Source organism: Hyunsoonleella pacifica, from assembly GCF_004310335.1.
Taxonomy (GTDB): domain Bacteria; phylum Bacteroidota; class Bacteroidia; order Flavobacteriales; family Flavobacteriaceae; genus Jejuia; species Jejuia pacifica.
In genome coordinates this window covers 486,203-508,738 of the sequence record NZ_SIRS01000003.1, presented here as the reverse complement: position 1 = coordinate 508,738, position 22,536 = coordinate 486,203, and the positions used below count along the sequence as shown (strand labels likewise).

19 protein-coding genes are annotated in these 22,536 nt (G+C 33.3%); 7 read left to right on the top strand and 12 right to left on the bottom strand.

What is annotated here, in order from left to right; all coding sequences use genetic code 11:
- Positions 1-423: 423 nt before the first annotated feature.
- From EYD46_RS08440 to EYD46_RS08420, 5 genes are all read right to left on the bottom strand, one after another.
- On the bottom strand, positions 424-1,185 hold the full coding sequence (locus EYD46_RS08440) for a hypothetical protein (protein WP_130936635.1): 762 nt from the start codon (positions 1,183-1,185) through the stop codon (positions 424-426).
- Between the two features lie 227 nt (positions 1,186-1,412).
- Complete coding sequence (locus EYD46_RS08435) at positions 1,413-3,833, bottom strand: T9SS type A sorting domain-containing protein (RefSeq protein WP_130936634.1); 2,421 nt, start codon at positions 3,831-3,833, stop codon at positions 1,413-1,415.
- Positions 3,834-3,967: 134 nt separating this feature from the next.
- Positions 3,968-5,341 carry a hypothetical protein gene (locus EYD46_RS08430; RefSeq protein ID WP_130936633.1) on the bottom strand — a complete coding sequence of 458 codons (1,374 nt, stop codon included), beginning with the start codon at positions 5,339-5,341 and terminating at the stop codon, positions 3,968-3,970.
- A gap of 300 nt (positions 5,342-5,641) precedes the next feature.
- Entirely contained in the window at positions 5,642-7,459 is a 1,818-nt protein-coding gene (locus EYD46_RS08425; protein ID WP_130936632.1) for a 7TM diverse intracellular signaling domain-containing protein, read from the bottom strand.
- Positions 7,437-8,072 (bottom strand): response regulator, encoded by a 636-nt coding sequence (locus EYD46_RS08420; protein WP_130936631.1) that lies wholly within the window; start codon positions 8,070-8,072, stop codon positions 7,437-7,439. Before EYD46_RS08420 ends, EYD46_RS08425 begins: the two co-directional genes overlap by 23 nt.
- 262 nt (positions 8,073-8,334) lie before the next feature.
- On the opposite strand from EYD46_RS08420, the gene EYD46_RS08415 reads away from it, so the two are divergent.
- Genes EYD46_RS08415 through EYD46_RS08405 form a run of 3 tightly spaced genes read left to right on the top strand, consistent with a single transcriptional unit; the run spans position 8,335 to position 12,519 of the window.
- The gene (locus EYD46_RS08415) at positions 8,335-10,719 is read left to right on the top strand and encodes a TonB-dependent receptor domain-containing protein (RefSeq protein WP_174719898.1); all 2,385 of its coding nucleotides are present in this window, start codon (positions 8,335-8,337) and stop codon (positions 10,717-10,719) included.
- Between the two features lie 15 nt (positions 10,720-10,734).
- Positions 10,735-11,742, top strand: a complete 1,008-nt coding sequence (locus tag EYD46_RS08410) for a sensor histidine kinase (RefSeq protein WP_130936629.1) — start codon at positions 10,735-10,737, stop codon at positions 11,740-11,742.
- A gap of 12 nt (positions 11,743-11,754) precedes the next feature.
- The gene (locus tag EYD46_RS08405) at positions 11,755-12,519 is read left to right on the top strand and encodes a LytR/AlgR family response regulator transcription factor (RefSeq protein WP_130936628.1); all 765 of its coding nucleotides are present in this window, start codon (positions 11,755-11,757) and stop codon (positions 12,517-12,519) included.
- Positions 12,520-12,619: 100 nt separating this feature from the next.
- On the opposite strand, the gene lepA is transcribed toward EYD46_RS08405, so the two are convergent.
- Positions 12,620-14,416: a translation elongation factor 4 gene (gene lepA / locus EYD46_RS08400; protein ID WP_130936627.1), complete on the bottom strand. Its 1,797-nt coding sequence runs from the start codon at positions 14,414-14,416 to the stop codon at positions 12,620-12,622.
- Positions 14,417-14,532: 116 nt separating this feature from the next.
- Here lepA and EYD46_RS08395 point away from each other — a divergent pair, with 116 nt between their 5' ends.
- Positions 14,533-14,934 (top strand): DUF4345 domain-containing protein, encoded by a 402-nt coding sequence (locus EYD46_RS08395; protein WP_130936626.1) that lies wholly within the window; start codon positions 14,533-14,535, stop codon positions 14,932-14,934.
- A gap of 185 nt (positions 14,935-15,119) precedes the next feature.
- Here EYD46_RS08395 and EYD46_RS08385 read toward each other — a convergent pair whose 3' ends face one another.
- The 4 genes from EYD46_RS08385 to EYD46_RS08370 form a co-directional block, all read right to left on the bottom strand.
- Positions 15,120-15,317 (bottom strand): hypothetical protein, encoded by a 198-nt coding sequence (locus EYD46_RS08385; protein WP_130936624.1) that lies wholly within the window; start codon positions 15,315-15,317, stop codon positions 15,120-15,122.
- A 3-nt stretch (positions 15,318-15,320) separates the two neighbouring features.
- Complete coding sequence (locus EYD46_RS08380; RefSeq protein WP_130936623.1) at positions 15,321-16,715, bottom strand: radical SAM protein; 1,395 nt, start codon at positions 16,713-16,715, stop codon at positions 15,321-15,323.
- 167 nt (positions 16,716-16,882) lie between these two features.
- Positions 16,883-17,083, bottom strand: a complete 201-nt coding sequence (locus EYD46_RS08375) for a hypothetical protein (RefSeq protein WP_130936622.1) — start codon at positions 17,081-17,083, stop codon at positions 16,883-16,885.
- 12 nt (positions 17,084-17,095) lie between these two features.
- The gene (locus EYD46_RS08370; RefSeq protein WP_130936621.1) at positions 17,096-17,830 is read right to left on the bottom strand and encodes a prolipoprotein diacylglyceryl transferase; all 735 of its coding nucleotides are present in this window, start codon (positions 17,828-17,830) and stop codon (positions 17,096-17,098) included.
- Between the two features lie 58 nt (positions 17,831-17,888).
- On the opposite strand from EYD46_RS08370, the gene dusB reads away from it, so the two are divergent.
- The 3 genes from dusB (at position 17,889) to EYD46_RS08355 (ending at position 20,595) form a co-directional block, all read left to right on the top strand.
- Positions 17,889-18,884 (top strand): tRNA dihydrouridine synthase DusB, encoded by a 996-nt coding sequence (gene dusB, locus EYD46_RS08365; protein WP_130936620.1) that lies wholly within the window; start codon positions 17,889-17,891, stop codon positions 18,882-18,884.
- Positions 18,885-18,981: 97 nt separating this feature from the next.
- Positions 18,982-19,449, top strand: a complete 468-nt coding sequence (locus EYD46_RS08360) for a VOC family protein (protein WP_130936619.1) — start codon at positions 18,982-18,984, stop codon at positions 19,447-19,449.
- 18 nt (positions 19,450-19,467) lie between these two features.
- Positions 19,468-20,595 (top strand): C1 family peptidase, encoded by a 1,128-nt coding sequence (locus EYD46_RS08355; protein WP_130936618.1) that lies wholly within the window; start codon positions 19,468-19,470, stop codon positions 20,593-20,595.
- A gap of 26 nt (positions 20,596-20,621) precedes the next feature.
- On the opposite strand, the gene EYD46_RS08350 is transcribed toward EYD46_RS08355, so the two are convergent.
- On the bottom strand, positions 20,622-21,155 hold the full coding sequence (locus EYD46_RS08350) for a DUF5946 family protein (RefSeq protein ID WP_130936617.1): 534 nt from the start codon (positions 21,153-21,155) through the stop codon (positions 20,622-20,624).
- Between the two features lie 139 nt (positions 21,156-21,294).
- On the bottom strand, positions 21,295-22,500 hold the full coding sequence (locus EYD46_RS08345) for an ABC transporter permease (RefSeq protein WP_130936616.1): 1,206 nt from the start codon (positions 22,498-22,500) through the stop codon (positions 21,295-21,297).
- Positions 22,501-22,536: the final 36 nt, after the last annotated feature.

The following is a 22,536-nucleotide window of genomic DNA, read 5'->3' as shown; positions in this document are numbered from 1 at the left end:
TTTAAGGTTATTATTTTAAAAATTATTAAATCGATTTTAGAACCTTGTAATCATTTGAGATATAACAAACTGCGCCTCTAAAAATGCGAAATTGTTAATAACAATCTTTGGCTTTTTTAAATTTAGGCACATCAATATCAAATGATTAAAATATAGTGTTTTTGCGGTTTTTAGCCATTTATCTTTTAATAGACTAAGCTAGAGAGGTAATGTACAAAATAATTTATTAACATTTTTGAAGCTAAAAATTTTTGCCAAAAAAAAGGTGTTTTGCAATTAACAAGAAATTATCAATAAAAATTTTGTGGTAATGCTAAATACCGTTGAAGAATATTAAGAATTTATTCAAAAAGAATGAAAAAAATAAAAAGGCTACACTTTGCTTAAACAAAGTATAGCCTTTGAGACGTTTTTAATTGCAATTTACCTTCTGTTGGCTAATGCCCATACTAGAGAAATTCCGAAAATATTATTCTTATTAACAAGTCCCCAAGTACTATTATCTTTAAACTCTCCACCACTTTCTGGTTTAAATGTATTTCTTATATGTGCTAACATGTTGGTTTGTAACATTAATGAAAGTTGGGAGGTTAAAATAATTTGGAATCCTACAACTAAAGCTAGGGTTAATCTTGTGAAGTCTGTTTGGCCTCCTGAATCAAATTTATCTGCTCCAAAAGCATAGGCAAGCATAAGCCCATACATAAAGTTAACTTGTTTATAACGCGTAATGGGTGTAAACATAAGTGCTCTAAATTGTATTTCTAATAAAGACCTATTAAAAGTATTTCCACTTAGCCCACTATATAATGCACCTATGGAAACATAGAGTGCTGAATTCGCAAACATTGCTGCCCTTAGATAATAAGCTGCATGAAGACACCATAGTGTGTCATCACTTCCAAACCCAAAGCCAGCACCAAGAGCTAATAAAGTTCTAGCAAAAATAGCAACTACCTCTTCTGGTTTTTGGTCTTCTATGGCATAGGAGTCTCTAAACTCGTCTGTAATGCCAAAGAGTTCATTGGATTGGGTTTCTAAATTTGTTTCTTCATAAGATGCAACAGAAAATGTATCCTGTGTATTATCTAGAATTGCTTTAAAAATATTTTCTTGCGAAAACATGGTGCTGGTAAAGAGTAAAAGCAATACAGCACAAACGAAATTAGGGTGTTTGGTTTTCATAATGAATGGTTTTAAATTGATTATGGCTAAAATTAGCTTGAAACTGTATTTAGAAGCAATACCAGAGTTCAGGTAGATTTTAAATGGAAATGGATGATAGTAGGTATTAAAAAAACAAAGAGGTCTCAATAAAAATTGAAACCTCTCTTTATCAAGATTAGATATTTCATCAATTTAAAACATACATCTTGAATGGTAGCTTGAAAAACATTGATTAATAGCTTCTTTTAATTTTTTATCAATTTTCTTGTAATAGTTACATTTTCTGATGTTGTACCCTTAACTATATACATACCTTTTGATATGTTTTTTACTGAGATTGAGTTGCTTTTAGATTCTAAAACTTGTCTCCCGTTTGTGTCATAAACACTTATTTTTTGTACTGTTTTATCCGAAAATGAAACAAACCCTTTTGATGGATTAGGATAAAGAGTAATATGTTTTTCGTTAAATGAAACGTCATTTACATTTAGAGTTAAATTTGATATGTTTAAATCAGTTTTTAATAAGATTCCATAGTTGGTAAGGAAAACCATTAAAGCATGATTGGCATCATACTGTATAGCTTTAGCTTTTTTGATGATTAAATCTTTAGGTTGGTCTTTCGTATCCCAAGACACATCTGTTATATCTCTTTCTTCCGGTAATAAGTTTTTTGTTACTGGATCAATATTTTTAAGATAAACATATTTACTGTAAAAAGTATGTGGTGCAGAAGTATTAAATTGTTCTAAACCTATTAGAATTGCTCCAATAAATTTTGTTGCTTCATCATCTGTAAGGATCAATTCTGTTACTACCTTTACATCTTCGTTGGTATTATCGTTATTAGTATCTGTTGTTATACTTGTAGTTTTGGTATTGCCATCATTAGCATCTTCAACTAGGTTTACAACATCTTCTTGGGCTGGTGCAAAAAATGAAGCAATATTTATTAAATCATCTAAGACAAAACTAAAAACTACAGGATCAAAACGGGGAAAGACATCATGTATTCTATCCCAGTTACTTACGGCTGGTTGGTTAGATTCCCAACTTTCATTAGTTCGTTTTAATGCTCCAGAGGCATCTGTTTTTACTGCAACTACATCTATTTTGTTTGTTGCAGGGTCTTCATTTGCGCCAAAAATTATATTTTTAGTAAGATCTCTATCGTTAGTAAAAATTTCTTCTAAGACAGAGCAGTTTCCAGTATTAGTATCGCACTGCGTTTTATACACACGATAATTAAAAGCAGCATCAAAGGCCTTGGTAAGGATATTAATGATGCCATCATCTGAATCCTCCAAAGCTGTTTTTTTAGAACTAATAACTAAATGATTTGATAAATTATGGTTAAAAGATGTGTTATTATCATTCTCATCAATAAATGAGAAGCTTTCATTTGAATCAACAATAAAAAAACCATTATCACTTAATATTGAGAATGCTGGTTGTGGTAATGTTACTGATGTAGCAGGAGAGAAAGTTCCATCAAATGTTTCTGGTGTTATAGAAAAATAGAACAGTGTATCGCTTCCATTACAAGCACCAATATCATATTTACCATCTGATGTTTTACGTACATTCATATCTGTTACATAGTTTATATCCACTCGCAGAGGTGCTCCCATATAGTTAAAATCAATATAGTCACAAGAGTTCGTTGGGTTTGAAGGATCAAAAACATATGTATTCTCAGCAGATAACTGAGCACCGCTTGCTACAATTTTACTATCGGAAGGTGTGGATGAAAACTGAACCGTTTTAAACATATTTTCTTGTATACAGCTGTTGCCATCATTTGTAAAATTTTGCCATGTGCAGGTGTTAAAGTTTACGGTATAGAATCCAAAAGTATTGGCACTATTTGGTTGTGAAGTTCTTGCTACAATTTCTCCTGAGTTAGGATGGACATCAAGCTCAAAAACAGGAGAAAAGCTAGGTGGTGTACATGATGTAATAGTACCATTAGGTTCTATTTTATTGATGCCTTCGTATGAGCCTACAAGAAGATTGTCATTAGTATCAACAAACAAATCATTTATAAAATTACTTAATAGGTTAGAGTTATCCTTTGTATAATTTACCCATGTATCAGTCGCTTTTGTATATTCCCATAGTCCATTATTTGTATCTGCAATAAAAAGTTTTGTGCCTGCGTTGTTTTCTATCATATCCTTGGGTCTTATACCGGGAGTAGCCACTTCAGTAAGTGTACCGTTTTCAAAAATTGAATAAGACTCATTGTTAGAATCATTTTCATTAAAAATATATAACACATTATTGTTATTGTAATATAGATTGGGTCCTGTAAAGGGGTTTACAGCATTTACACTAACTTGATTAGTTTCTACGCCATTGGTAAAAATAATAACACGATCATTTTCACCTAAAGCAAAACTATTTCCATTATTCGGATTTACGGCAATAGAAAAACAGTTCCCAATAGCTGTTTTTTGAGTAGTTAAATTCTTTACTTCAATAGTGTTAAAGTTATTGTCGAGCTTTTGGTAACCAATATTAGTAGCATAATGATAATTTCCGTTAGGCCCTTTTACCATTTGGTTTATTGATAGTGGTCTTGCATATTGGTACCAGTTATTATTTTGTGCGTTTATTTGAAAACAAAGAAATAGAAAGGTTCCTAAAAATAATTTAGTAATCATAACATGTAGTTTTAAATTGATGGAATAAAACTAACTTAAGTACTATCGGAGCACAATACCAGAGCTCAGGTAGATTTAACGAAAAAGGCTTCTCTAAAACAGAGAAACCTTTTTGCTTAAGAATAAAAATTAAACTAAAACTTATATCTCACACCTAATTTAAGAGGATTATCCTTGTTGAGTAGTAAACTTGTTCCGTCGGTTTTAAACTCGCCTCCAGCTTCTGATTTAAACGTGGTGCTTTCGTAAATGAAAACTGGAAACTGACCAAACAAAGACCAATTTTCACATACTCTGATGTTTACTCCACCATAAGCGCAGCCTACTATTCCTGTAACATCGTCTTTGGAAAAACCATTGTCGTTTGTTCCAAAATTATAGTTCCCCATTAGACCTACTACGAGTTGGGTTTGTTTGCTTGGGGTAACTGCAGTATGATATTGTAGTTTGGGTCCAATTTTAATTCTATTAGATTTAGAATCGTTAAAAGACCAACCAGAATAACCAGCTTCAGCACCTACGTACCAAGCACTTTCATTACTACCGTTGGTTAATTTTTTTAAATATTCAGCAGATACGCAGTATGATATTTCTTCAAAATCTTGTTGGGCACCAATACCTACGCCTCCACCTATATATTGTTCTGGCATTAAGTCATCAATATTATCTGTTAATGGTTCAGATGAAATAGACTCTTCTTTTATAGCACAACATTCCAGTGAATGAATGGTAATTTTAGAGTCTTTAGGTTGGTCAAACGTCATTTTTGCGTGTGTAAAAATACCGTTTAGTGTTGCGGTATATTCATAACTACCGCTTTTTATTTCTGTAGGGTCTAAACCATTGTTACAAATACAATTTACCGTTACGTAGGTGCTAATTTCCCATGTGATTTTTGGGTAGTTAAATTTTATAATTTTTACGTCAGAAGTAGCTTCAGTTCTGCAATTACCATTCAAATTATTGTCATGTTTGGGTGTAAACTCTAAACCATTTAAGAATTTTTTTAAGGATTTATAATAGGATCTTATTTCATCGATATCCTTGTAAACCATACCGCTACTTGATGTACGTTCCCCTTTAATGCCTCCTATATCTTTGCCCGTAAAACCATGTACGAAATCGGCGAAGTTTTTACTATTGTTAATGGCGTTTAGCGCTTTATCTTCTAAAGTGTTAAACATGCCTTTATCAAAAGTTTCCGAAGTAATAGGAGGTTGTATGGTGCTGTATATGCCATTTATGGCAAAAGCAATATTACTGGTATCTATGGCTATAATTGAGGTGGGGGCTTTACCCATTAAGTCTTTTACTTTACAAGGTTTTGTGTCTTTCCAGTTAACTATATTCTGTGTTTTGTGCATGGTATTGAATGCACTAATTAAGTTTGCTGCTGCCTCTTGGTTTTTAGTGTACCTATAATTTGAATTTTGCTGAGAAAAACCAACAAAATAACAGGAATACAAAATAATACACGCGAGTAGGGTTAAAGTGTGTTTTGTTTTCATAATGATTGTTTTAAATTGATTATGGGTAAAATTACCTTGAAAGGCTGTTAGAGCACAATACCAGAGTTCAGGTAGATTTTCATGCTATGCTTTTAAACAAAAGAGGTTTCAACCTAAAGCTGAAACCTCTAAACACAAGATATGTGCCTAATCAATTTAAAACATACATCTCGGTGGTTGGTTACGAGAACATCGATTAATAGCATTATTCTTTTGAGATATAAGCATTTAAAAAGATATTTTTAAAAGTAGATTAATTAAGGGGTAGAATACAATACCAGAATTCTGGTAGATTTTAAATTATTTTGGTATTGAAATAAGAATAGATGTGCCTTTATTTGGAATACTATCTAGAGCGAATGTGCCTCCTATCTGATGAACCCTAGATTGCATATTTTTAATGCCAAGCCCATTTTTAGTGTTTAAAACATCAAACCCATTACCGTCATCTTCAATTGAAATGGTAAATCCATCTTCAAGCCCCATAAGTTGTACGTCTACATGTGTTGCATTAGCGTGCTTTATGATGTTATTAAATGTTTCTTGAACTACTCGATATAAAGGTGTTACAATACTGTCATCTAATGTTTTAGGGAATTGATAACTATTAAAATTTATCTTCAGTGACGTTTGGCTAGATAGTGTTTTTGCTAAATCTTCTACACTATCTTTAAACCCCACCATTGTTAAATCTGAAGGAGAAATTTCATGAGATAAATCTCTAACGTCGTTACATATAGTATCAATGGTTTCGGTAACTTTTTCATCTTTAAATGTATCTGAAACAAACCGCTTTAAATAACTTAATTGACTACCTATATTGTCATGAAGTTCTTTACCAATACGTTTGCGTTCTTGATCTTCGCCTTTTATAAATGCTGTTAGGCTTTCTTTCTCTTGTAACACTATTTTTTCAGAGAGTGTATTACGTTCGTCATAAATATCCTTAACCATAAATACTACGGTAAAAGTTAAGAATAAAATTTCTAAAAACGAAGTATAAAATAAAAGCGGTAAATCGTAAAAATAAGTATTTACTATGCCATAACTATGGTATAAAATACTGGCCATTGTTCCCAAAATCATAAAAATATAAGCTAAAGCAAAAAGAGAGGTACGCTTATTGTTTTTTCTGTAGTAAATGGCTATTTGCACTATTATAATGCAAATTAAAAAGATAAAAAATGCATACCATATCTTCATAAACAAGGCAACAGCATTCTCAAAAACATGTGTAAATACAAAATGTATGGCTAATCTTATAATGATAACAATGCCTAAAAGGACTTCAATACTTTTTTTAAGCTTAGGCGTATAAGTTTTAGCTTCAAGTATTTTTTGAGAGAATAGCGCAAAAAGAATTAATGAAATTTCACTAAAAACCACATAGTTGGTGTATTTGTTTACAGTAGTATTTTCGCTGAGAAAAATTTGAGAAAACACACCAATGTACGCACTAATAAATAAGCCTAAGAAAATAATATAGGCGGCATAGATTAAGTAAGTACTCTTTCTTAAAAAAGAAAAAATGAATAAACTAAAAATAACAGAAAGGAGGCTAACCCCAAAATAAGCACCAACAATAATCTGTTGAATAGTGTTGTCTTTTGCAAATGTTTGTTCACTTTTTAAATATACAGACGTAACTAAAGGCTTGCCCTTTTCTTTTTTTAACTTGAGTTGATACGATGCGGTTTCCTTTGGGTTTAACTTAATAGGTAATGTAAATAGCCTATGTTTAATGGGTTTTGTAGCTAGTTTATAATCAATCCCTGTGGTTGCTTTAGGAACAAGCATATTGTGTTCATATTTGCAGAGCACAATTTCTTGTATATACACATAAGAAAGTTGTAACAGGATAGTTTTAGGGGAGCTTAGCTCATTTTTTAAAGTAAAATCAATAGTATTAAAGATGTTGTTAAAGCTGAAGTAATAATAATCTCTCTCATCATTTCTCTCAAGGTTATTTTTGCTAATTTTTGAGAAAGGTTTAAGGTTAATTGAAGAAAAGTTAGAGTCAATAAACAAAGTATCTACCTGCGCTTTTAAATTCAAGCATAAGCTTAAGCCTAAAATAAAAAAAAGAGTAACACAGTTATGATAATAACTTTTTCTCATTTACAAGTTTTACAAGATCTATAGAATTATGAATATTTAGTTTCTTGAAAATATTCTTCTTGTGAGTTTCAACGGTATGGGAACTGATAAAAAGCTTTTCAGCAATTTCAGGAACATTAAGCCCTTCCATCAATTCGGCTATTATTTCTTTCTCCCTTCTGGTAATATTAATTTTTTGAAGAAACCCATCTGTCTCTGTTACCTCATTTTTTACACCTTTACCTTTGTAAAACGTATTATTTTCAAAAACAGCGTCTAATGCATTAAATAAATCTTCAGAAGAGCAATTTTTAAGTAAAAACCCGTTTGCATTTAGCTGTTTTACTTTTTTGATAATACTTTCGGTATTATACATAGTAAGTATAATTACCTTAATTTTTGGGTGTGTTAGTTTTATATCTTTCAAAATATCAACCCCATTTTTATTAGGAAGGTTAAGGTCTAATAAAATAGCATCAGGTACATATTTTTCAATAGTTGAAATTACTGTATTACCATCATTAATATAACCTATTACATGATAATCAGGTTGATTTTTAAATATAGAAAGTAGCCCATCAATAACAATTTGATGGTCTTCGCAGATTAGGATTTTTTTTGGCTGGCTTTCCATGTAAGCAATCTACACCAAGAAATATACAAAAAAGTTAATGATATTAATCATAGCAGGCTTATCAAAACACCTATTTCTTGAATTTCTCATTAGAATTTTCCCATCAGTAATCTAATGATTTAGATACCAACAGATACGTAATTATAAATTTCATTAAAGTAAAAAACAACCAATTCATCCCTTTTTTCGCCCATTTTAAAAAAAAGGGATTCTTTAATACTGTCTTTTTAAGGAGTTTTACATTATCAAAAAACGAACAATTATGAAAACAACTATCCATTTTATTTTAATGCTTTTAGTAAGCATTTATGTTGGTAATGCTCAAAACACGATTTCCGGCACAATTAAAGAGCCAGATAATCGTGTTTTAGAATTTGCCAATGTTATACTATACAATACAAAAACAAATGATGTGGTTACAGGGGTAATATCTAATGAAAAAGGTATTTATCTTTTTGAAGACGTTGCAAATGGTAAATACTACATAGAAGTATCCACATTAGGTTTTAAAACCAATAAATCAGAAGTTTTTGAATTGCAAAGTGATAAAACTCTAGATTTTGTTTTAGAAGAAGAAACACAAGTTTTAAATGAAGTGGTTGTTAAAAGCAAACGCCCTGTAATTAGGCAAACCGCAGAAAAACTTGTGGTAGATCTAGAAAAGTCTGAAATGATTAATTCCAATCTAGAAGACGTTATTAAACGTGTTCCTGGGCTATTAGTTACCAATAATGGGATTAACTTTGCTGGACGTAGTGATGTGAGGATTTTAATAAATGGTAAAACAACCGATTATATGGATATGAGAACCTTGCTACGAGATTTACCAGCCGACAACATTGCCAAAGTAGAACTCATAGAACAACCAGGAGCAGAATTTGATGCAGAAGGCTCTGGTCCCATTATCAATATTATATTAAAGAGAAATGTACGTTTAGGAACCCATGGAAGTGTAAATGCATGGATTGGAGAAGATGAAGGTATTGAACATGGTACAAGTTTTTCTATTGCCAGTTATAAAAACAAATTAAATTGGCAGGCAAGCGTTGGTCAGTCCAGTCCAACATGGCGAGAAGACTTATTTATAACACGGCGTATTGAAGATCCAAACACGCAAGAATTAACCGTATACGATCAAGCTACTATAGAGCCTTACGATCCTAAAACCCTAAGATTTGGTGGAGGTTTAGATTACTATTTAAACGACAAACATTCTATAGGTTTTAGCACACGCTATATCAGTACTAATTCAGAGAGAGTATCTAGAAGTAACACTGCAATATCTTCCCCAAGTTTTAATGAAATGTTAGTGTCTCGAAACACTTTTGATAGAGAACGACGCACATTAAACATCAATCCTTACTACGAATTTAAAACAGAGGGGCATAAGTTAATAGCAGACTTTAACTATGTAAGCTTTACAAACAAGAATACTGATGAGGTTTTAGCAGGTACAGGCAATACAGTACCTTTTGTCAACCAGCGTTATTTACAAGATGGTAAGTTTACAATTAACACATATAAAATAGATTATATCAGAACATTTTCAGATAATTTAAAATTAAGTTTTGGAAGTAAACTAGCAGATGTAGACACAGATAGTGATTTGCAAGCGTTTACCGAAAACAATGCTACTGGTGTGTTTGAGTTCCAAGAAACTAATAGTAACCGTTTTTTAATAAATGAAACTATTTTTGCGCTTTACACTAAGTTAAACGTAGAATTTGGAAAGTGGTCTTTCTCGGGAGGTGTCCGCTTTGAAGACAGTAATACAGAGGGTATTTCAACAAACGCTAACGATAGTAGAACACGAAAAATCACAAGATTTTTCCCAAGTGCATCTATAAGTAGAAATATAAATGACAATTTAGGAGCTAACATAGCTTACAGTAACCGCATAAGAAGACCTTCATATAACAGTTTAAATTCATTTATACAATTTTACGATCCCCTAACATCAGAGGTAGGAAATCCAAATTTAAAACCATCGTTTACTAATAATTATCAGTTTAATTTAACGTTCGATAGTCAACCGTTTTTTACCATAGCTTATAGCGAAACCAAAGACGATTTATTTTTGTTTATTTCGCAGGATGATGCAACCGCACAAGTAAATCGTACTACAATTAATTTATCAGAACGAAGAAATTGGAATTTTAGACTGTTTGGTCCGCTAGATTTCATAAAGGGCATAGAAGGTTTTAGTGGTTTTATAGTAGACTACAATGAGTTTATGTCTTTTGATTTAGATCCGCAATTAGAACTCTCTAAATGGAATATTGGTTGGTACACGCAAGCAAGCTACAAATTGCCTTGGGAAATAAACGCAGAAATGTCTAGCTACTTTGGTTCAGGTGCTTTAGAAGGGCAAATAGATGTAGGGTGGATTGGCGATTTAAGCTTCTCCTTTGGTAAAAAGTTTATGGACGATAGATTAAAAGTAAATTTAGGTATCAATAAGGTATTGAACAGAGGTTTTGTGGGCACTGTTAATTATGATAATATTGATGCTGATATTGAGGCTAATGGTTCCAGGCAAAATGTGCAGTTAAGAGTAGCCTACAGTTTTGGTTCTAAATTTGGGAAAAAGAAAAGTAGAAGAAACTCATCTAGAGAAGAACAAGATAGAATTGAGGATAATAATTAATACCTTAGTTGTTTTATGAATACAAAATTAAACAGCTCTGATTTTATAGTTCTGGCAGTATATTTCTTTGTGTCTTTTACCATTCAAGGCATAGAATATTATAACAGAGATGCTTTTCTAATAGAATATTTGGTTGATTTTCCAGCACAGTTTATCGCTATTTTCTGTACTATTTTCATATTTGTTTTTTGGTTAATTCCAAGGTTTGTAAATAATAAAAAGAAGTACTTACTTTTTGCGATACTAGGCGTATTAACACTTATAATTTTCACTGCGTTTGAGTACACCGTGGGATTTTGGTCTGGTAATAACGACTGGAATAAATACCCTAAAGGGTTAAATTTTATAATTCGTATGATAAATATAGGATCTGAACAAACAGCCTTTCCTTTTGCGCTATTCCTTACCAAAAAGTTTTATGAAGGGCAAAACCAATATTTGAAAATAGAAAAGCAACAAAAAGAAAACGAGTTGAAATTATTGCGCTCGCAAATAGACCCTCATTTTCTATTTAATAACCTAAACACACTAGATTCTTTAATAGATAGTAATACAGAAAAAGCTAAAGAATACATAAATAGATTATCCTTAATATACCGATACCTTATTCAAACCAAGGATGCAGAGGTCATGGAACTTTCTAAAGAAATAGAACTGGCTGAAAACTATATGTTTTTAATAAAAACGCGTTTTGAAAATGACTATGATTTTCGTTTAGATATTAAAACACCAATTGAGGATAAATTTATCCCAACAGGAGCTATACAAACACTTCTTGAAAATGTTGTTAAACATAACAAGCCCCAAAACGAAAAAAGCATTAAAACGCATATTAGTATTGAAGATGATGTTTTAAAAGTAACCAATACAAAAACGAATGCAAAACCAAAAAACGAATCTTTCGGTACAGGTTTAGAGAATTTAAAAACGCGTTATTTATTACTATCTGATAAAGAAGTTATCATCATAAACACAGATAAAGAATACACTATTTCTATTCCTATTATTAAGCTTATTGCCTAATTTTTTAAACAGATGAAAATTTTAATTTTAGAAGACGAAATACCAGCATACAAAAAATTACAAGCCTTTGTAAACGAATATTTTGAAACTGATGTGGCGCACGATTGGGCACGCTCTAATAAAGATGGGAAAGCCTTTCTTCAAAAAAACAAATACGATTTTATATTATCTGATATTCAACTTTTAGATGGTATTTCGTTCGATTTGTATAACGAAACAAACATAACCTCTCCAATTATATTTTGTTCAGCCCATGATGAGTATTTATTCCAAGCCTTTAATACTAACGGTATAGCTTATATTTTAAAACCCTATACCAAATTAGACTTTAAAAAGGCCATAGAAAAATACCAAGCATTATTTAAACAAGGCGATTACAATACACTAAATCAACAAACCATCACAGAATTAAAATCAGCTTTAAAAGAAGAAAGCACTAATTATAAAAAGCGTTTTGTTATCAAAAAAGCAAAAGGCATTCAGTTGCTAAACGTTTCAGAAATTAACCTAATCGAAGCCTCAGGAGATTTTTGTATTGCAACAGATAACAAAGGTAAGAGGCACACTATTTCTCAAAATTTAGGAGCAATACATCAACAATTGCAGCCCACAAAATTTTTTAAAATCAATCGTAGCGAAATTATAAATATCGATTATATTGACAATATAGAAAGCCATTTCAAAAATAGGTTACTTATAAAAATGACTCATGTAAAAGAGAAAGTAATGACAAGTTCTTCTACAACTTCTGATTTTAGAAAGTGGTTAGAACAATAGTTTTTTTGGATGCCTGCCCGCCGGAAGGCACTACCTCCTAAGTCGGAGAGCTTCAACAAATGTCTCAATCTCTAACGAACGTATCAGTTAAATTCTGTGGCTAATCATTCAACTTCAATACCGCCATAAATGCCTGCTGAGGTATTTCTACATTACCTACTTGTCGCATACGTTTTTTACCTTTTTTCTGTTTCTCTAAAAGTTTACGTTTACGTGAAATATCACCACCGTAACATTTAGCAGTAACATCTTTACGAAGTGCTTTTACTGTTTCACGAGATATAATTTTAGCACCAATGGCCGCTTGAATAGGTATATCAAATTGCTGACGAGGTATTAACTCTTTTAACTTCTCGCACATTTTTTTACCAATGGTCTGCGCATTTTCAGCATGAATTAGAGCCGAAAGCGCATCAACAGGTTGTGCATTTAATAAAATATCTAAACGCACTAATTTAGACTGTTTCATGCCTATCGGATGATAATCGAAAGACGCATAACCTTTAGAAACGGTTTTTAATCTATCATAAAAATCAAAAACAATTTCAGCTAAAGGCATTTCAAAAATTAATTCTACACGCTCTGTAGTTAAATAGGTTTGATTCGTGATAATACCACGTTTTTCAATACATAACGACATGACGTTACCCACAAAATCAGATTTTGTAATGATGGTCGCTTTTATATATGGTTCTTCAACACGATTTAAGGTGGAAGGTTCAGGTAAATCAGATGGGTTATTTACAATGATGATCTCATCAGGTGCTTTATTGGTATATGCGTGGTACGATACGTTTGGTACCGTAGTAATAACCGTCATATCAAACTCACGCTCCAAACGTTCTTGGATAATTTCCATGTGTAACATCCCTAGAAATCCACAACGGAAACCAAACCCTAATGCTGCCGAGCTTTCTGGTTGAAACACTAAAGAGGCATCATTTAATTGTAGTTTCTCCATAGAAGCACGTAAGTCTTCATAATCCTCAGTGTCTACAGGGTAAATACCAGCAAATACCATAGGTTTTACATCTTCAAACCCTTCAACAACATTCTGTGTGGGTTTTGCAAAATCGGTAATAGTATCTCCTACTTTTACCTCTTTAGCTGTTTTTATACCTGTAATTAGGTAACCAACATCGCCTGCTTTTACGGTTTGTTTTGCAACTTGGTTTAGCTTTAAAGTACCAATTTCATCTGCATAATAGTCTTTATCAGTAGCAACAAATTTAATATGCTGCCCTTTTTTTATTTCTCCGTTAAATACTCTAAAGTAAGTTTCAATCCCTCTAAACGTATTGTAAACAGAATCAAAAATCAAGGCTTGTAATGGTGCATTTGGGTCGCCTTCAGGGGCAGGAACACGCTCAATGATGGCTGCTAAAATGTTATCAACACCAAAACCTGTTTTTCCACTAGCGTGAATTACCTCTTCAGGATCGCAACCTAGTAAATCTACAATATCATCGGTAACTTCTTCAGGATTTGCACTTGGTAAATCTACTTTGTTTAGTACAGGAATAATCTCCAAATCATTTTCTAAAGCCAGATATAAATTAGAAATGGTTTGCGCCTGTATACTTTGTGCAGCATCTACAATTAAAAGCGCACCTTCACATGCAGCTATGGAACGGGAAACTTCATACGAGAAATCCACATGTCCAGGAGTATCAATCAGATTTAGAACATATTTTTCGCCTTTATATTCATAATCCATTTGTATGGCGTGACTTTTAATGGTAATGCCACGTTCACGCTCCAAATCCATATTATCTAATAATTGGTCTTGTTTTTCCCTTGCGGTTACCGAACCTGTATAGTCTAGCAAACGGTCTGCAAGGGTACTCTTACCATGATCAATATGCGCAATAATGCAAAAATTTCTAATCTGCTTCATATAGTAATCTTACCCTAAAATGTAGGGTGCAAATATAGCTGTTTTTTCGCTGTGAATCTCGTTGAAATATTACTCAAAAAAATCTTCATTATTTTTGATGTAAAACGCATAGTGGTATGGGATTAAGTAAAACTAATTTTATCAACAAAATCCACCTTTTAATTTCAGTTATTATTGTTGTACCTGTTGCGTTTTTGTATGGTTTTAGTCCAAGTTCAGAGTTCAATATCCAACTTAATACTATTGATGAACAAAACGCCTTTAAAGCTATTATGGGCTTGTATTTAGGTTTTTCAATACTTTGGCTTTTAGGAATTTTTCAAAAGAAGTATCTAAAACTAGCCTTAGTAAGCAACATGATTTTTATGCTAGGGTTAGGTTTTGGCAGATTGCTAAGTTTAGTTTTTGATGGCACACCAACATTTGCCTATGTTTTTGGAACCGTTGGAGAATTGATTTTAGGAGTTTACGGGCTATGGGTATTAAAAATCCGCAACCAAAGCACCACAGATACCTAAGCTAATTATAAGATATACAGCAGCAATAATAAACAATACCTTAGCTGCTTTTTTGTTTTTACCTCGAACAGCGAACCCAATAATTGTCAATAAAATAGCAGGCCCAAACATTATCAGCAAAATTATAATGAACAACCCTGTAAAATCCATATTTGGGCTTAAAAGAAAAATCATATTGAAATTTTTTAAATCATCATACTTCCACAAATGCCTAAGCCAATTAAAATATAAACCACAGCAGCTATAAGAAGGCCTTTTGATTTTTTCTTGTTTTTATTTCTCAAAGAAATTCCAATAATTAGCAGAATCAAAGGAACTCCGAAGGCAACAAAAAGCCATAATAAAATAAGGAGTCCTAAACCATCAAGTTCAATTAAAAACATAATTTATGTGCTTTCTTTTTTGAGTTTCTCTAAACGCTCCCGATTATCATCCCGATACAACAAGTTCATAGTTTCAAACGGAATAATCTTGTTGTTCTTATCTACAATATGTACGCAGGATTTTTTTATAGCGCGCACATCAAAATTGTAAGCATCAATAAATTGCATGATAATAATACGAAATAAATTATCATACCCTAAGTTTGGCGCATCAATATTTGGTAGGCAACACATAATACTTTTTAAGTTTTCCTCGGCAACTTCAACGGAGTTTCCTGTACTAAACAGTTCAATCATTTTCCCATGCAGTTGCTCATCTTGCTCGTAAATAATGGTGTTTTTACTATTGTCCAGCAAATCGTTTGGGTTGATATAGCGAGTTAATGGAAACACCTCACCATCCAATTTTAAAGCATACCCCATAACCAAAGCATCAGGATTACAAGGCACGGGCAATAAGTCGTCTGAGGTAAAAATATCAGTTTGCTCCATGATATTACGGCGCACTTCGGTAAGCGTCATCCTATCGGTTTCGGGATTAAAATTATCCAAACGTCCTGCAATTTGTGTAGGTTGAAAGGTTACCCCTCGCACGCATTTTTGTTGTAGCGCAAAGTTGATTATTTTTCCAATCCCATGGTCGTTCAAGCCTTTTTGAAGTGTTACCACCAAGGTTGTCGACAAATTCAGCGAATTCAAATTTTCCAGAGCTTGCGCACGAATATCCCATAAATCCGCACCACGTAATTCTTGCAATACGGTATTTTCAAAAGAATCAAACTGCAAATAGATCTCAAAATCGGGCGAGTATGTTTTTAAACGCTTTGCAAACTCAAAATCTTTGGCAATTTTTATCCCGTTGGTGTTTAGCATTAAATGCCGAATAGGCAACGCTTTTGCATAATCTAGAATGTCCCAAAACTGTGGATGAATCGTCGGTTCCCCGCCCGAAATTTGCACCACATCAGGTTCCTTTTCATTCTTCACAATGGTGTCTAACATCTCTTTGACTTCTTCCAAAGTACGATGCCTCCCATAAGTTGGCGAAGACCCCGCATAGCAAGTAGGGCAAGTTAAATTACAACGATCCGTAACCTCAACCACCGTAAGACAGGAGTGCTGCTCATGGTCTGGACACAACCCACAATCATACGGACACCCATAATGCGTTTTCGTGTTAAACGTATACGGCGTTTCACTCGGCTTATTGTAGTTCCGTATGTTTTTATAATAGTCAATATCGTCCGCAATCAACACCTTAGAATTCCCGTGCGCCGCGCAACGCTTCAGCATATACACCTTCTCATTTTCAAACACAATTTTCGCATCCACACGCTGTAAACACTCAGGGCACAAGCTCAGGGTAAAATCGTAATACGTATATTTTCTTGTTGGCATAGTTTAGTTTTGAAGCCTCCCCTAACCCCTCCAAAGGAGGGAAATACTCGGATTGGTTTGTTTTACAGGTTTTAGTTCCTATCCTTTGGAGGGGTTAGGAGGGACTTCCCTTACTTAATCTCTAACACTGGTATGTTTGCAAATGATATAATCTAGCTTTTTTGTTATTAAAAAAGCTTTAATACGAATACGGTAAGAAGTCCACTAACCATTATGCTGCCAGTCCAGTAAAACATTCTGGTTCCCCATTGATTAAACATCTTTTTGCCATGTATTTTTTTAACGTACCTATTAGTAAGCTTCCACCATAGAAGCGTAATAATTAAAAAGAGCACTACAGCCAATAGTATAGTTGATATGTTTTCCATAGATATTGTTTTTTATTTTGAATAAAATATCAAAGTTTTTTTGTAATAGAGGAAACAAACTACGCATAAAATTTGAATCGTACTCAATCCAAACACAAAAAACACATTAGGTTTTAAAAATTCAATGAAGAATCGAAATCCGAAGTAGAGAACCATAAACCATTTAAACAGGTCGCCATTTGGTAATTGGCGATGTTTTTGAAGCCACTTCAAACCAAAGAAAAGCATAACCAAAAACACCAGTTCATACAAAGAAGTCGGGTGTCGCAATACACCATCACCTAAATCTATACCAGTAAAAAAACAGGTTTCCTTACCATAAGTAAATTCATTAATGCCCGATAAAAAACAGCCAATACGTCCAATAAAAATCCCCAAAATAATAGGAAATACAAACAAATCCCCAGACGATTGGGTTTCACCAATATATTTTTTAGCAAGCTCAACCCCCAAAAGCCCACCAAATAATCCACCCATAATGGTTTTGGTGTTTAGTAGTTGAATTATATTGTGTTGCGACCATTCAAAAGCAGGATTTTCTAAAATGCCAACTACGCGAGAACCAATTAATGCGCCTAAAGCAGCTCCAAGTATAATAGATAAACGATTATTGGATGAAATATGGTCTTTACTTTTTCGGCGTAATACCACATAATAGCGAAACGCCAAAAAGAACGCCAAATACTCTAAAACCAAGTGAATGTTTATGTTATAACCGAATAATTGGGGTTCAAAAGGAATTTGCAACAGTTGAATTTTTTATAAATATAGAGAAAAGCAGTAGTTTTGCTGAAAAATTGATGACTTGGTAAAAATAGACAACATAGAATTGGGCGAATTCCCATTGCTTTTAGCACCTATGGAAGATGTTAGCGATCCGCCGTTTCGTGCACTGTGCAAAGAGCAGGGCGCAGATGTGGTGTATACCGAGTTTGTGTCTAGTGAAGGCTTGATTAGAAACGCCGCAAAAAGTGTAATGAAGCTGGATATTTATGAAAAAGAGCGTCCGGTTGGGATTCAAATTTTTGGAGCTAATTTAGACAGCATGCTCCAAACCATTGATATTGTGGAGCGTTCTAAACCAGATATTATCGACATCAATTTTGGATGTCCTGTAAAAAAAGTAGTAAGCAAAGGTGCGGGCGCAGGCATTTTAAAAGATGTGTGCTTGATGGAAAAGCTTACTGCTGAAATGGTAAAGCGTACTAATTTACCAGTTACGGTAAAAACACGTTTAGGTTGGGATCATGATTCTATAAAAATTGTGGAGGTCGCAGAACGTTTACAAGATGTGGGGATAAAATCTATTGCCATTCATGGGCGTACACGAGCGCAGATGTATAAAGGTAGTGCTGATTGGAAACCGATTGCTGCCGTAAAAAACAACCCTAGAATGCATATTCCTGTATTTGGAAATGGCGATGTAGATACACCTGAAAAGGCTGCTGAAATGCGTGATAATTACGGATTAGATGGTGCCATGATTGGACGTGCTAGTATTGGGAACCCTTGGTTTTTTAAACAAGTAAAGCACTTTTTTAAGACAGGAGAACATTTAGCGCCTATTTCATTAGAAGAACGTGTAGAAGCTGCACGCAGGCATTTACAAATGTCTATTGACTGGAAAGGCGAAAAATTAGGTGTTTTTGAAACGCGTCGTCACTATACCAATTACTTTAAAGGGATACCACATTTTAAAGATTACCGTATGAAAATGGTAACTAGCGACCACTCTGAAGATGTATTTGCTACTTTTGATGAGGTACTTGAAAAGTTTGCGGACTATCAGTTTACAGAATAGATTTGGTGTAAACAAAGCCCAGAAACTTTTAGAGCTGATTTACAAATATCTTTAGTACATTTAGTCGTGCAACTATATACTATTAAAATCAGAACTCATGCGTCACTTTTATACTTTCATTTTACTTATAAGTCTTACATGTAATTACAGTGTACAGGCGCAAGAAAATACGATGCAATTTTCTGTAGACCATTACGCTATTAATGTTTCAAATTTACAACGTAGCGTTGATTTTTATCAATCAGTATTTGGGATAAAAGAAATTCATAATGGTACAGGAAAACCTCATATACGATGGTTTCGATTGGGAGACCAACAAGAATTACATATTATAAGTGTAGAAAACTTAAAATTGCAGATACCTAAAGGCGTACATTTAGCATTAACTACTGCAGATGTACCCTTATTTATCAAACATTTAGAAATGTTAGAAATTACTTATTATGATTGGCCTGGGAATAAAGGTTCAGTATCAGTAAGACCTGATAAAGTACAACAAATATACATTCAAGATCCTGATGGCTATTGGATTGAAATAAACGATGGCGAAAAACGCTTTAAATAATATATAAATAGATTAGCTATGTTAAAACGCCTATTTTTTTTCTTAATAACCATATTTTTATTAAGCTTTATTCAAGCTCAAGGTGCTTATAAATTCACTGAAGTAATCGATTTAGATGCTACACCTGTTATTAGCCAAGGTCGTACAGGGACGTGCTGGAGTTTTTCAAGCACCTCATTTTTAGAATCTGAAATTATCAGACTTACAGGAAAGCAAATTGATTTATCAGAGATGTACACTGTACGCAACACCTATCCCAAGAAGGCTGAAAACTTTGTAATGCGTCAAGGGAAAGCACAATTTAGTGAGGGCGGATTAGCACACGATGTGATGAATTCTGTTACGGAGTATGGTTTGGTACCAAATTCGGCTTACAGTGGTTTGTTGTTTAACGAAGCTAACCATAATCATGCAGAACTGTCGGCAGTTTTGCGCAGTATGGTGGAAACTTATGTAGATAACCCAGGAAAAAAATTAAGTAAGAAGTGGAAACCTGCGATTGATGCGGTACTCTCAACTTATATTGGCGAAAACCCTGAGACTTTTGTGTATGAAGGCAAAACTTATACACCTCAATCATTTTTAGAAATGACAAAAATTAATCCGTCAGATTATGTGAATATTACCTCATTTACCCATGCACCATTTTATTCAAAGTTTATTTTGAACATTCCTGACAACTGGAGCAATGGTAGTTTTTATAATGTACCTTTAGATCAAATGATGACTACTATTGATAATGCTTTGGAAAACGGATTTACAGTAGAATTAGACTGCGATGTTAGCGAGCGTACATTTTCATCAAAACACGGTGTTGCTGTTATTCCTGAAAATCCAGAAAACAACAAAAAGGCTTTAGAAGCTATTTACCCTGAAAAGCAAATTACCCAAGAATACAGGCAAGATGAATTTGAAAACTACACCACTACCGACGATCATTTAATGCATATCACAGGTGTTTTAAAAGACCAAAACGGCACTAAATACTACAAAGTAAAAAACAGTTGGGGCACCGATGCCTCCAGAAATGCTAATGGTGGCTATGTATATTTTAGTGAAAGCTATATGCGCTTAAAAGCCATAAGTATTACGGTACATAAGGATGCTATTAGGAAAAAAACTATGGAGCAACTACATTTTAATTAACTAAAGCCTGATAATACACAAAAAAATTAGAGGGAGTTATTTAGAAATTGATGTGCTATAACATCAACTACCTTATGATTTGCACTCCAAGAGTCATAGGTACTCCATGCCCACTTTTTTACCCATTCTTTAGTTTCAGATGGATTTTTTGGTTTTTCTAATATGTCTGTTGAAGTTATTAAACCGCGTTGCATAGTTTCAGGAGGAAGTAATACTTCGTGTTGTTTTTTTGATTTATAGATGTTAAGATGATTGCTAAGTTTTGAAGACATTTTGTACGTCCAATTTATATCATATTTAATTATTAGATGTAATCGAGTTAGATGAAAATGATTACTCCATCTACCATGGATTTCTGGGTGCTGTAACGCATGTGCATCAACAATCAAAAATTTGAAAATATGATTTTGAAGTTTAGAAACATCTATTCCAATATCTAAGTTAAAGATTTTTATACACTCGTGAATACCACGTTTGGTGCTTGCGCCACAAAATTGGCATTTCCCTGTATCTAATAGAACAATGTTTTTTTTCTGTGCAAAAGCGATGTAGTCTTGCATTACTTTTTTTCGAAATATATAATAATTATTAGAAACTCTTGCGAGAAGGATTGAACGGTATGTTTGAGCTCCTCGAAGAGAGCGAGTAGTGAAAGCCTGTTTGCCATTTTTTTTGAAATGGCAACTTGCCCATAAACACCTAATTACCTGTAACTAATTTTTCTGTAACCCTTGTGGCACTTATTTTAGAGGAAAATATACCTAAAATTGAAATAGTAAAAAATACTAAAATGAAGTTTTCTAATTTTATACTTACGGGGTATGCTAATGTTGGGGTAATGGGAACAAGCCCGAAAGTTTGCTGTAAAAGAACGATTAGAAACCCTAACAATAGTCCGATACAACACCCGATAAGCGTAATAGCAGAGCCTTGAAGGAAGAAGATTTTTCGCATATTTTTTATGGTTACACCTAGATTATAGAGTGTATTTAGTGATGGTTTTTTTTCTAGAATCATCATGATGATGGATCCAATAACATTGAATATGAGTAGTGCTGAAACCAACGTAAGCAACAGGTAAATAAGTAGGTTTTCACTGTTAAGCATTTTGTATAATGCATCGTTTAGTTGTACACGGTTTTTAATAGCTACTTTGTTGCCTAGAATATTTTGAAGTTGAGCTTTTATTGCGGTTTCGTCAGCGTCTTTACTCAATTTAAATTCGATAGCTGAGATTTGATTAGGCTTATAGTTTAATAATCTACGTGCTAAACTTATAGAGGCATACACATAAGTGTCGTTTAACTTCTCATTAATATCAAAAATGCCAACGTTTATAGCTCTAACGGTATTAAAAGCATTTTTTGTGGAAGTTATTTGTCCTTTTCCTGGTTTTGGCACATAGATGTTGATACCTTTTGTATAGTCTAAAACACCAAATGATAGGCTTTGTGACACCCCCCAACCTGCCACAACCTGATTGGTTTTTTGCTCTAACCAATTTCCATACTGAATTACAGAATCTATACTGCTTACTTTATTAAAATTTTTATCTACGCCTTTTATAGTTGCTAAATAGTTTTTACCCTCAGAGTATACTATAATACGTTCTTCTATAATTTCGGAGTATAGTGCAATACCATCAATATTACTAATTGTTTTACGTTGCTCTTCTGTTAAAATAAATGATTTACCTATTACAGTTTCAGCTTTTATATCTGGGTCTACCACGGTTGAAAATTGAAGTGTAAAATCTTTTAACCCTGCAAAACCAGAAAGTACTACAAAAAGGGAAGCTGCCCCTAAAACCACACCTATTAATGCGATTATGGTAATAAAGTTAATAGCATTATTACTGCTCTTAGAGTGGAGATAACGTTTGGCTATGTACAGTGGAAAATTCATTCTTCTAATGTAAAAAAGAAAAATAAATTTAGAATC